This is a genomic window from Labilibaculum filiforme (assembly GCF_002843315.1).
Taxonomy (GTDB): Bacteria; Bacteroidota; Bacteroidia; order Bacteroidales; family Marinifilaceae; genus Labilibaculum; species Labilibaculum filiforme.
Genome location: NZ_MVDD01000001.1, coordinates 352,482 through 365,004, shown reverse-complemented (window position 1 = coordinate 365,004; position 12,523 = coordinate 352,482). Strand labels below are relative to the sequence as shown.

Sequence of the window (12,523 nt, the reverse complement as noted above, 5' to 3'; positions counted from 1 at the left end):
CTTTAATGAATTGTTTATAACGATTTAAACAATTACAGAAAATCTTAGAACTCAAGGCAAATGTAACAGATTTCTTCTTTCAATACAAATAGTTAGCGCATTTATCCAACAATTTTAAGTTTTGCGAATTTTAATAGTAGTTGTTTTTGACCTACATTCTGAAAAAATACTGTTGCTTTAATATTTGGTTTACTTCCTTCTATTTGCAAAACTTTTCCTTTGCCAAAGCGTTGGTGCTCTACAATCATTCCCGATTGTATTTGTTCTGGCTTTGAAGGAATAAAGTTCGGATCGTTATCTTGACTACCTGTATTGTTACGTGTAATCGCCTGACTTAGTTTTGGTTTTGAAGAAAAACTTTGTTTTGCTTCGAATTTTCGTGGGCGATTTACGATTTCCGAGTCGGTGCGACTTTGGAGGTTCTCGTTTCTTGCACCAGAAAATTCTGGTTCCCTTTCATATTGAAGGTCTACATATTTCTCATCAATTTCTTCAATAAAACGACTTGGCCGGGGATAACTGATGTTTCCCCACTTGTATCTCGATTTAGCAAAGGAAAGAGTGACTTTTGTTTCAGCTCTGGTTATGGCAACATAAAAAAGTCTGCGTTCTTCTTCTAATTCCTGTTGAGTGCTGGTTGCCATTTGCGAAGGAAATAGATCTTCTTCTAATCCAACAATGTGTAGGTGCGAAAATTCCAAACCCTTTGCCGAGTGAATAGTCATTAAGGTTACTTTGTTTCGATCTTCATCATTGTCCTTGTCTTGATCGGTTAAAAGTGCAACATCTTCCAGATAGTTGGCTAATTGTAACTCATTTCCTTCTTCTAAAGAGTTTTGTGTAAATTCCTGAATACCATTCAACAGTTCCTGAATGTTTTCATGTCGGGAAACTCCTTCCGGAGATCGGTCATTGTAAAGTTCTTGCACAATACCTGTTGTTTTAGCAATATAGTTTGCTAAATCAATAGCCGAGTCGGTCTCTTGTCTTTTCTGAAAATCACTTATTAAAGTAGCAAATCTCATCAGTTTCGAAATGGTTCCAGAGTTAATGCCATATGGTCTTTGATTGAGACCACAAATTACTTCCCAAATACTGCATTCGTTTTGGGTTGCCGCATCTTGCAGTTTGCTAACTGTAGTATCCCCAATTCCCCTTTTCGGATAATTAATCACTCTCTTAATTGCTTCTTCATCATTCGGGTTTACCGTCATGCGGAAATAAGAAAGTAGGTCTTTAATTTCTTTTCTCTGATAAAAAGAAAGTCCTCCGTATATTTTATAGGGTAAATTTAATTTACGTAAGGACTCTTCAAAAATTCTCGACTGTGCATTGGTTCGGTATAGAATCGCAAAATCTTGATATTGAAGATGCTCACGCATTCGTTCTTCGAAAATAGCATTAGCAACAATGTAACCTTCTTCGTGATCGGTAAGTGCTTTTACAACTCTTATTTTTTCACCTTCTTCGTTTTCCGAAAAAGATACTTTTTTTATTTGCTCACGGTTTTTGTGAATAACACTATTTGCAGCATTAACAATATTTTGTGTCGAGCGATAATTTTGTTCTAGTTTATAAAGCTTGTAATTTGGATAATCGTTTTTGAAATTTAGTATGTTCTCAATTTTGGCACCACGAAAAGAGTAAATACTTTGAGCATCATCGCCAACCACACATACGTTTTTATGGTTTTCGGCAAGTTTTTTAACAATTAAGTATTGGGAGTAGTTAGTATCTTGGTACTCATCAACCAAAATGTATTTAAATTTATTTTGGTACTTGGCTAAAATGTCAGGTTTACTTTTAAAAAGGATGTTGGTTTGCAATAAAAGATCATCAAAATCCATCGCATTAGCCTGACGGCACCGTTGACTGTACTTTTTATAAATTTCAAAGATTAGCGGTCGACGATTACTCGAATCTATTTTTTGAATATTCGCGTTTTGAGCATACGCATTTGCCGTAACTAAATTATTTTTTGCAGAGGATATTCGATTCAATACTTCATTTGCTTTGTAAACTTTATCGTCTAATTGCATTTCTCGAATAATAGCTCGAAGTAAGTTTCGAGAATCCTGAGTGTCGTAAATGGTAAAGTTCGAATCAAAACCCAAATGTTCCGCTTCGTATCGTAATATTTTCGAAAATATAGAGTGAAAAGTTCCCATCCACAAGGATTGCGACTGTTGTAGATCAACTAGGTTGCCAATTCGCTCCTTCATCTCACGTGCGGCTTTATTGGTAAACGTTAATGCCAAAATAGAGTAGGCAGGAATTTTTTGATTTAGTAGATGAGCAATTCGATAGGTTAAAACCCTTGTTTTTCCCGATCCAGCTCCGGCAATCACCAAAGATGCTCCATTAATATTCTCAACGGCTTCTCTTTGTACCGGATTTAACTCATTTAAATATTCCATTTTTTCCCTTTCCAATTATTTCGAGGCTCAAAAATAATAATTGAACCGTAATTTCTGTCTTTTTTTTTAATATTAGTCCACAATTAATTCCTTAAAAAGCATTTAATGTGAAGTAAATCAGTAGGATGTTATGATCTTCGCAAGTTGGTTAAATTATTCTTTTATTGTTGCAGATTCTTTCTCTGTACGAATTTAACAAATAAAGATAATTGTTTAAGGTATAGAAAAAACGGCTTAATTTTTTTAATATTGTAATTCCAGATATATCATAAAACTATTCCATCATATAATATGAGAATCAAATCCATTTTATTATCATCGAGAACGCTTAATCGTATTTCACTGTTAGTGATATTAGCCTTGTTCTCTAATGTTGCTTTTTCACAGATTACAGCTGCAAAAGCATCTTTTCGAACACTAACAAATTATACCACAACAGTCAATGATTCTTTATATGTGTTTTGCGACAATATAGGAACAGGTATTGGGGAGTTAAAAGCAGCATCAAATGATGGAACATCGGGTTGGAATTTCACATGGACAAAGTGGGACTCTGGCACATCTGATTTTACAATACCTGTGAGTGTAGAGAATAATCAAGGGGAATCAACTTTGACTAATCTTTCTAACGGACTGTATAGAGTTGTTGTTGAAAAAGGATCGGAATCTTATACCGACCAAGCTTGGGTGTTGAATAATTCTAATACAAAGCCGAGTACTTTGGTAGTTTTAAATTGTGTAGGTGTTAATATTCGTTCATCCTTCACCCCAAACAGTTTGCAGTATACGAATATTGATTCTAAAGCACTTGTTAATGTTTTATCAGAAAATGATATTGTTTTTTGGTTGCAACGTAATAGTGAAAATGAATTTCAGAAGGCAACTTATGTTGGTGGCGAGGTGAGCTTTTTCGATTTAGAAGCATTCGAGGGCGAGTCAACATATTCTATTCGTGTTATCGATCAATACGGCTGTGTTTTTATTTCTGATAATGTTAGCACTGTAACTTATAAGGTTGAAGCAGCATTTTCTGTCGATCCAATGACTGGTGAAGCTCCTTTGGAGGTTCAATTCACGAATAAATCGGTAAATGCTGAGGATTTTGAGTGGTTTATTTATCAGGACTACGATCGTATTGTCGACGCTGTTTCGGTGGAAGATAGTTTATTGGTGGATGGAATCATTACAGATGAGGATCCACTTGCTTATACCTATATACATCCAGGAAACTATTTTGTGAAACTGATTGCATCCTCAAATAAAGGACCTGAAACCTGTTTTGAAGAATTCAATTTTAAAACAGAAGGAACACCAATCGTAGTAGATACTTCCCTAGTGCAGGTTCCTAATGTTTTTACACCGAATGGTGATGGTAGAAACGATGTATTTAGAGTAAAATCTCAATCTTTAAAATCTTTTCATGCTGTTCTTCTAAATAGATGGGGACGGGTGGTATACGAATGGAGAAATCCAGACGAAGGATGGAATGGGAAAGTAAATGGGAAATGGGCAACTCCGGGTACTTATTATTATGTGATTACTGCAACTGGAAGAGAGGAGCAAAAAAAGAAATATACGAAGAAAGGCTCTTTTATGCTGATCAGAAAATAAATGTATAGGAATGTAAAATGAAAGGCCTCTTAATAAATAGGAGGCCTTTTCGTTGTTATGCTTCAGCAGTTTCTTCTTGGTATGCTGCTAAAAGTTCAACCTGAACTTCGTTAGGAACTTTTTCGTAAGAGTCAAACTTCATGGTAAATTGAGCTCTACCTCTTGTTAATGAACTTAAGGTAGTCGAGTACTTATTCATTTCTTTCAAAGGTACTTTAGCCATAATTTTTTGGAATCCCTTTTCGGCTTCCATTCCCATTATCATAGCTCTACGAGATTGGAGATCACTCATTACATCACCCATTCGATCTTCAGGAACTAATACTTCAATATTATAGATTGGTTCTAAAATTTTTGGGCCGGCATTTTTAAAGGCTGCACTAAAGGCATGGCGACCTGCTAGTCTAAATGAAATTTCATTGGAATCTACTGCATGCATTTTCCCATCATAAACAACCACTCGAATATCTCTGGCATAAGATCCGGTGAGTGGTCCTTCATCCATCTTTTCCATAATTCCTTTCTGGATAGCTGGAAGAAATCGTGTATCAATAGCTCCACCAACAATACAGTTGCAGAAAACTAATTTACCTCCCCAACTCAATTTGGTAATCTCGGTACCTCGCAGGTTCACCTTCATGTCTTTGCCGTCAATTTTATACATTACCGGATCTGGCATGTCTTCGTAATATGGCTCAATAATCATGTGTACCTCACCGAATTGTCCAGAGCCTCCAGATTGTTTTTTATGACGATAATCTGCCTGTGCAAGTTTAGTGATCGTCTCGCGATAAGGAATTTTAGGAGTAAGGAATTCTATTTCTATATGATCGTTGTGGCTAAGCCTCCACTTAAGTGTATTCATATGAAATTCACCCTGTCCGTGCAGTATGATTTGTTTTAGTTCTTTTGAATATTCTATTAGTATGGTAGGATCTTCCTCATGCATTCTATGTAAAAGTTCGCCTAATTTTTCATCGTCAGCATCATCTTTAGCTCTAACGGCAGTTCTGTATTTTGGATCCGGGAATTGGATGTCTTTATATACGAAATCACAATCTTTGCAATTCAAAGTATGATTGTTTTTTGTGTTTTTTAATTTTACGGTGGCGCCAATATCTCCAGCAACTAGTTCATTAACTCTTTCTCGGTTTCTCCCGGCAATAACATATAACTGAGATACTCGTTCTTTAATATGATTATTAATGTTAGTTAAATCGTCTCCTTCCTTAATTTTACCCGATATAACTTTAAAGTAACTTACTTCTCCAATGTGTGGTTCAATAGATGTTTTAAAAACGAACACCGAAGTTGGAGCATTAGGGTCGCATTTTGCTTCTCTTCCACTAATTGTTGGTATGGCAGGCATTTCTGTTACAAAAGGAACAATGTTTCCAATAAATTCCATTAAACGACGTACCCCCATATCCTTTTTTGCAGAAACACAGAAAACAGGAAAGAAATCACAAGCGATCATTCCTTTTTTCATCCCAGTTCTCATTTCATCTTCTGTTAAAGTCCCTTTTTCAAAATAAAGTTCCATTAGGGCTTCGTCATTCTCTGCAGCAGATTCAACCAAGTCGTTATGTAATTGGTTTGCTTTGTCAATTTCTGTGTCTGGTATATCTAGTATTTCTGGCTTTCCTCCATCAGGTCCCCATTGATACATTTTCATTTTAAGTACATCAATAAGAGCATTAAAATTTACGCCAACGTTTACGGGATATTGTACAATTGAAATTTTATTTCCAAAATTTGTTTTCGCTGATTCAATGCAAAGTTCAAAATTTGCTTTGTCATGATCCAGTTGATTCACTACAAAAATCAAAGGTTTTTTTAAAGCAGCAGCTCTACGACCGATAATCTCAGTTCCTACCTCAACGCCGTTTAAAGCATTAATCAGCATAAGTCCGGTGTCCACCACATTTAATGCAGAAATTACTCCTCCCGAAAAATCATCTGCTCCAGGAGTATCTATAAAATTAATTTTCTTTCCTAACCATTCTGTGTAGAGAACTGTTGAAAATACAGAATTCTTATATTCGTGTTCCACAGCATTGTAATCAGAAACGGTGCTATTATCTTCCACGTTTCCGCGTCTTGTAATAACACCGCCTTCATATAGCATAGCTTCAGCCAGGGTAGTTTTACCCGAGCCGGCATTGCCAATGAGGGCGATGTTTTTAATTTCATTTGATTGATACACTTTCATAATGGTATTTTTTTTGGGTTTAAAAAAAATGTATTTGTCTTTTTCGAAGTTGAAAAACTTCTTTTTGGTTATAAGGTTTTCTAAATTAATTAACTTTTTAGTTAGATGCAATATACATAAAGAAATCCTTCGTTTAAAAAAAATAACAATTGCAAAATGCCATTCTTATACCCTGATTTTACTGAAAGACATGAATCTTTTTTTAATAAACTGAAATAGCTTATTTTTTTGATAGAGAATAACTTGTCTTTATAAAAGGCTTTTCCTACCTTTGTGCCCTGATTTCAAGGGGTTTTGTAAAATTACATGTCTGAATGGCAGATTTTATAAAATAAATAATACCTTTGCAAACCAAATTGTTAAAAGTATTTAATTAAAAAAGTAATTGTTAATATGCCTACAATTCAACAGTTAGTTAGAAAAGGAAGAACCAAGCTTATCGATAAAAGCAAGGCTCCGGCATTGGATTCTTGTCCACAAAGGAGAGGGGTTTGTGTTCGTGTGTATACGACTACACCTAAGAAGCCTAACTCGGCTATGCGTAAAGTAGCCCGTGTTAGATTGACTAACGGAAAAGAAGTGAATGCTTACATTCCAGGAGAAGGTCACAACTTACAGGAACACTCGATCGTATTGATTAGAGGTGGTCGTGTAAAAGATCTTCCAGGGGTAAGATATCACCTTGTTCGTGGTGCTCTGGATGCTTCAGGGGTAGAAGGTCGTAAACAACGTCGTTCTAAGTATGGTACTAAGAGACCAAAAGCTAAAAAGTAATTAATTCTAGTTTTTAAAACTGTGAGTTAATGTTTATGTGTTGTTCTCTATTAAGTTGAGTAAATGATCGTGAGATTTTTGAAGACTGAAAAAGGCAGCTACAACGGATAACTCGTAAACTAAGAGAAAATGAGAAAGTCAAGACCAAAAAAAAGGATTTTATTGCCAGATCCAAAGTTTAATGATGTTCTGGTAACAAGATTCGTAAATGACTTAATGATTGACGGAAAGAAAAATCTTTCTTTTAAAGTATTTTACGATGCTTTAGATATCGTTAAGGCTAAAACAGAAAAGCTTGAGAAATCTCCATTGGAGATTTGGAAAAAAGCTTTAGAAAATATTACTCCAGCTGTTGAGGTGAAAAGCCGACGTGTAGGTGGAGCAACTTTTCAAGTTCCTACCGAAATTCGTCCTGAAAGAAAAGTATCAATCGCTATTAAAAGTATGATTCTTTTTGCTCGCAAAAGATCTGGTAAATCTATGGCTGAAAAATTGTCTGCGGAAATTCTTGGTGGATATAATGAAGAAGGTGGAGCTTTCAAAAAGAAAGAAGATACACATAGAATGGCTGAAGCTAACCGTGCTTTTGCTCACTTTAGATTTTAATAACTGTTAAGCGATTCTTAAAGAATATGGCAAAGAGAGATTTAAAATACACCAGAAATATTGGTATCATGGCGCACATCGACGCCGGTAAAACAACTACAACAGAACGTATTTTGTATTATACCGGAGTTTCTCACAAAATTGGTGAGGTGCATGATGGTGCTGCTACAATGGACTGGATGGAGCAAGAGCAAGAAAGAGGTATTACAATTACTTCTGCTGCAACTACCTGTTTTTGGAATTACGATAGCGAAAAGTATCAGGTAAATATTATCGATACTCCAGGTCACGTTGACTTTACTGTAGAGGTAGAGCGTTCTTTACGTGTGTTGGATGGTGCTGTTGCATGTTTCTGTGCAGTTGGTGGTGTTGAGGCACAATCAGAAACAGTTTGGAGACAAGCTGATAAATATAAAGTTCCACGTATGGGATTTGTAAATAAAATGGACCGTTCAGGTGCAGATTTTTACAAAGCTGTTCGTGAAGTAAGAGAGAAATTAGGAGCGAATCCAATTCCTGTTCAAATTCCTATTGGAACTGAAGAGAGTTTTAGAGGTGTGGTTGATTTGATCGCAATGAAAGCTGTTATTTGGTACGATGATGAGAATGGAACTAATTATACATTAGAGGATATTCCTGATTACTTGGTGGAAGAAGCTAATGAGTGGAGAGAGACACTTGTAGAGGCTGTTGCAGTACATGATGAGGATATGATGGAGCGTTTCTTCGAAGATCCGGAATCTATTACTGAGCAGGAGCTTTTAAATGTGATTCGTAAAGCTACTATTGCAATGGATATTGTTCCTATGCTTTGTGGTTCCGCATTTAAGAATAAAGGTGTTCAACGTTTATTGGATGCAGTTATTACTTTCCTTCCATCTCCGTTAGATGTTGAAGCTATTGTTGGTAAGATTCCTGGAACAGATGATGCTATTTCAAGACAGCCTTCTGTTGAAGAGCCTTTAGCTGCTTTAGCATTTAAAATTGCTACCGATCCATTCGTAGGTCGTTTAGCTTTTACTCGTTTGTATTCAGGTTCAATTGATGCAGGGTCTTACGTTTATAATGTTAGAACAGGTAATAAAGAACGTATCTCACGTTTGTACCAGATGCACTCAAATAAGCAAAATGCAATTGATCGTGTAGAAGCAGGTGACATTTGTGCTTGTGTTGGTTTCAAGGATATTAGAACTGGTGACACATTGTGTCAAAAAGAAACCGCAATCGAACTAGAGTCGATGGATTTCCCAGAACCAGTAATCGGTATTGCTATTGAGCCTTTAACACAAAAAGATTTGGATAAAATGGGTATGGCATTGGCTAAATTAGCTGAAGAAGATCCAACATTCCATGTGAAAACAGATGAAGAATCAGGACAAACAGTAATCTCTGGTATGGGTGAACTTCACTTAGATATCATTGTTGACCGTTTGAAACGTGAATTCAAGGTTGAGTGTAACCAAGGTGCGCCTCAGGTTGCATACAAAGAAGCTATTACTGGTACAGTAAATCACCGTCAGGTATTTAAGAAGCAGTCTGGTGGACGTGGTAAATTTGCTGATATTATCTTCAATTTATCTCCAGTAGATGCTGATTTCGCAGGAGAAGGGTTACAATTTGTTGATAAGGTAAAAGGTGGTAATATTCCTAAGGAATTTATTCCATCTGTACAGAAAGGTTTCAAAGAAGCAATGAAGAATGGTGTATTAGCAGGTTATACTGTTGATTCATTAAAAGTTGAGTTGCTTGACGGATCTTTCCATCCAGTGGATTCGGATCAACTTTCTTTTGAATTGGCTGCTAAGCAAGGTTACAGAGAAGCTTGTGGAAAAGCAAAACCAGTACTTCTTGAGCCAATCATGAAAATTGAAGTTATCACTCCTGAAGAGTACATGGGAGATATTATTGGTGACTTGAATAAACGTCGTGGTCAGATTGAAGGAATGGAATCTAAGCATGGTGCACGTGTTGTAAATGCCATGGTACCATTATCAGAGCAATTTGGATACGTTACTGTATTGAGAACCTTATCCTCTGGTCGAGCAAATTCTTCAATGGAATTTGATCATTTTGCTGAGGTGCCAAAAGGTATTGCAAAAGAAGTGGTTGAGAAAGCCAAGGGTAAAGTTGAATTACTATAGTTTTATCGTATAACATTAAATAATATGAGCCAAAAAATTAGAATTAAACTGAAATCTTACGATCACAACTTGGTTGATAACTCAGCTGAGAAAATCGTTAAGACAGTTAAGGCTACAGGTGCAGTAGTAAGTGGTCCTATTCCACTTCCAACTCACAAAAGAATTTTTACCGTTCTTCGTTCAACTTTCGTGAACAAGAAATCAAGAGAGCAGTTTCAACTTTCTTCATTTAAACGTTTAATTGATATTTACAGTTCTACTGCAAGTACAATTGATGCTCTAATGAAACTAGAGTTGCCTAGTGGAGTAGAAGTAGAGATTAAAGTTTGATAAGCTGTTAGATTTATTTTTTAAAAAATAAAGAAAAATGCCAGGATTAATTGGAAAAAAAATCGGAATGACTTCCGTTTACAGTGCCGAGGGAAAAAATATTCCATGCACTGTCATTGAGGCAGGTCCATGTGTTGTAACTCAGATCAAAACTATTGAGGTTGACGGTTACGAAGCACTTCAGTTGGCTTTCGACGAAAAGAAAGAAAAGCGAACAACGAAGGCGCTAGATGGGCACTTTAAAAAGGCAAATACAACCCCTAAGAAAAAACTTGTTGAATTCAGCGATTTTGAGGCTGAGTACAAGTTAGGAGATGTTATTACAATTGATATTATTGGTGAATCTACTTTCGTAGATATTACAGGAATATCAAAAGGTAAAGGTTTTCAAGGGGTAGTGAAACGTCATGGTTTTGGCGGAGTAGGAGGACAAACACACGGTCAACATAACCGTTTGCGTGCTCCAGGTTCTATTGGTGCTGCATCGTATCCAGCTAGAGTATTTAAGGGCATGAGAATGGCCGGACGTACAGGCGGAGACACTGTGAAGGTGGAAAACCTTCAAGTTCTTAAGGTAATTCCTGAGAACAATTTATTATTAGTTAAAGGATCTCTTCCAGGGTCTAAAGGTTCATATGTAATTATTGAAAAGTAATGGAATTAGCTATTTTAAATACATCTGGAGAAGATACAGGCAGAAAAATTGAGTTGAATGACTTGGTTTTTGCAATTGAACCAAACGAACATGCTATTTACCTAGACGTTAAGCAATATTTAGCGAATCAACGTCAGGGAACTCACAAATCGAAAGAAAGAGCTGAGATCTCAGGTAGTACTAGAAAGATTAAGAAGCAAAAAGGTACTGGTACAGCTCGTGCGGGTAGCATTAAATCGCCTGTGTTCAGAGGAGGAGGACGAGTATTCGGTCCCCGTCCAAGAAACTATAGTTTCAAATTGAATAAAAAATTGAAGCAATTAGCTCGTCGTTCAGCTTTAAGTTTAAAAGCTCAAAATGATGGTTTGTTAATTATCGAAGATTTCAATTTTGAAGCTGTGAAGACAAAAAGTTTTGTTGAACTTCAAAAAAACCTGAAAGTATCTGATAAAAAAGTGCTTTTGGTTTTAACCGAAGATAATAAAAACATATATTTGTCTTCTCGTAATTTGAAGAATGTTGAAGTTGTACGTGTTTCTGATCTTGCAACTTACGATATTATGAAAGCTTCAACTTTGTTATTTGTAGAGAGCTCAGTAAAAGGGCTCGATGAAATGTTTAAACTAAATTAAGTTTAAAAGATGGAAATTTTAATCAAACCGATCGTTACCGAGAAGATGACAGCCCAAAGCGAAAAATTAAATTGCTTTGGATTTGTCGTGGATCGCAGAGCGAAGAAGATCGAAATTAAAAAGGCGGTAGAGTCAATGTACAACGTTAAAGTAGCGGCTATCAATACCATGAATTATCAAGGTAAAAAGAAAAGTCGTTTTACTAAAGCTGGTGCCATTGAAGGTAGAACTGCTTCTTTTAAGAAAGCGATCGTTACTTTAGTTGAAGGGGATAAAATAGATTTTTATAGCAATATTTAATTAGAAAATGGCTGTACGTAAATTAAGACCTGTAACTCCTGGTCAAAGGCATAAGATTCTTAATACCTTTGAGCAGGTTACTACAGACAAACCTGAAAAATCATTGTTAAGACCAATGAAAAAAACTGGTGGTAGAAATAACTCCGGTAAGATGACAATGAGATATATAGGTGGTGGTCACAAAAGAAGATATCGAGTTATTGATTTCAAAAGAGACAAAGATGGCGTTCCAGCCAAAGTGGTTTCGATTGAGTACGATCCAAACCGTACTGCACGCATAGCTTTGCTAGTGTACGCAGATGGTGAGAAACGTTACATCGTCGCACCAAACGGATTGGAAGTCGGGCAATCTTTGCTTTCTGGAAATAAAATATCTCCTGAAATCGGAAATTCAATGCCATTATCTGATATCCCATTAGGTACAATAATTCATAATATTGAATTAAGACCCTCTCAAGGTGCAGTAATGGCTCGTAGCGCTGGTGCATATGCTCAACTCGTAGCACGAGATGGCAAATATGCATCTATCAAATTGCCTTCTAGTGAAGTTAGAATGATTCTTGTAACCTGTAAGGCTACCATCGGAACCGTTTCTAATACTGACCATGCGTTAGAAAGAAGTGGTAAAGCTGGACGTACTCGTTGGTTGGGAAGAAGACCTAGAGTTCGTGGTGTGGTAATGAATCCAGTTGATCACCCAATGGGTGGTGGTGAAGGTAAATCTTCAGGTGGACATCCACGTTCTAGAACAGGTGTTTTAGCAAAAGGTTTCAAAACTAGAGCTAAAAAGAATGCTTCTAATAAGTATATTGTTGAAAGAAGGAAAAAATAATTTGATAATTAGA

At 36.2% G+C, this 12,523-nt stretch carries 11 protein-coding genes; 9 read left to right on the top strand and 2 right to left on the bottom strand.

The features are described 5' to 3' along the window. Nucleotides 1-101: 101 nt before the first annotated feature. Nucleotides 102-2,417 carry an ATP-dependent helicase gene (locus BZG02_RS01595; RefSeq protein WP_101259656.1) on the bottom strand — a complete coding sequence of 772 codons (2,316 nt, stop codon included), beginning with the start codon at nt 2,415-2,417 and terminating at the stop codon, nt 102-104. A 291-nt stretch (nt 2,418-2,708) separates the two neighbouring features. Between BZG02_RS01595 and BZG02_RS01590 the strand changes: the two genes are divergently transcribed. After that, nucleotides 2,709-4,028 (top strand): T9SS type B sorting domain-containing protein, encoded by a 1,320-nt coding sequence (locus tag BZG02_RS01590; protein ID WP_101259655.1) that lies wholly within the window; start codon nt 2,709-2,711, stop codon nt 4,026-4,028. Between the two features lie 55 nt (nt 4,029-4,083). Here the strand turns inward: BZG02_RS01590 and BZG02_RS01585 are convergent, their stop codons facing one another. After that, nucleotides 4,084-6,240 (bottom strand): elongation factor G, encoded by a 2,157-nt coding sequence (locus tag BZG02_RS01585; protein ID WP_101259874.1) that lies wholly within the window; start codon nt 6,238-6,240, stop codon nt 4,084-4,086. Between the two features lie 393 nt (nt 6,241-6,633). On the opposite strand from BZG02_RS01585, the gene rpsL reads away from it, so the two are divergent. From rpsL to rplB, 8 genes are all read left to right on the top strand, one after another. Next, a complete protein-coding gene (gene rpsL / locus BZG02_RS01580; RefSeq protein WP_101259654.1) occupies nt 6,634-7,014 on the top strand; it encodes a 30S ribosomal protein S12 in 381 nt (126 codons plus the stop codon). Between the two features lie 129 nt (nt 7,015-7,143). Beyond that, on the top strand, nt 7,144-7,620 hold the full coding sequence (gene rpsG, locus BZG02_RS01575) for a 30S ribosomal protein S7 (RefSeq protein WP_101259653.1): 477 nt from the start codon (nt 7,144-7,146) through the stop codon (nt 7,618-7,620). Between the two features lie 26 nt (nt 7,621-7,646). Next, complete coding sequence (gene fusA / locus BZG02_RS01570) at nt 7,647-9,761, top strand: elongation factor G (protein ID WP_101259652.1); 2,115 nt, start codon at nt 7,647-7,649, stop codon at nt 9,759-9,761. A gap of 24 nt (nt 9,762-9,785) precedes the next feature. Beyond that, nucleotides 9,786-10,091 (top strand): 30S ribosomal protein S10, encoded by a 306-nt coding sequence (gene rpsJ / locus BZG02_RS01565; RefSeq protein WP_096428449.1) that lies wholly within the window; start codon nt 9,786-9,788, stop codon nt 10,089-10,091. 37 nt (nt 10,092-10,128) lie between these two features. Then, nucleotides 10,129-10,746, top strand: a complete 618-nt coding sequence (rplC, locus tag BZG02_RS01560; protein ID WP_101259651.1) for a 50S ribosomal protein L3 — start codon at nt 10,129-10,131, stop codon at nt 10,744-10,746. Continuing rightward, nucleotides 10,746-11,378, top strand: a complete 633-nt coding sequence (gene rplD, locus BZG02_RS01555; protein WP_101259650.1) for a 50S ribosomal protein L4 — start codon at nt 10,746-10,748, stop codon at nt 11,376-11,378. Before rplC ends, rplD begins: the two co-directional genes overlap by 1 nt. Nucleotides 11,379-11,387: 9 nt before the next feature. Beyond that, nucleotides 11,388-11,678, top strand: coding sequence for a 50S ribosomal protein L23 (rplW, locus tag BZG02_RS01550; RefSeq protein ID WP_101259649.1), 291 nt, complete (start codon nt 11,388-11,390; stop codon nt 11,676-11,678). 7 nt (nt 11,679-11,685) lie between these two features. Continuing rightward, nucleotides 11,686-12,510 carry a 50S ribosomal protein L2 gene (rplB, locus tag BZG02_RS01545; protein WP_101259648.1) on the top strand — a complete coding sequence of 275 codons (825 nt, stop codon included), beginning with the start codon at nt 11,686-11,688 and terminating at the stop codon, nt 12,508-12,510. Nucleotides 12,511-12,523 lie beyond the last annotated feature (13 nt).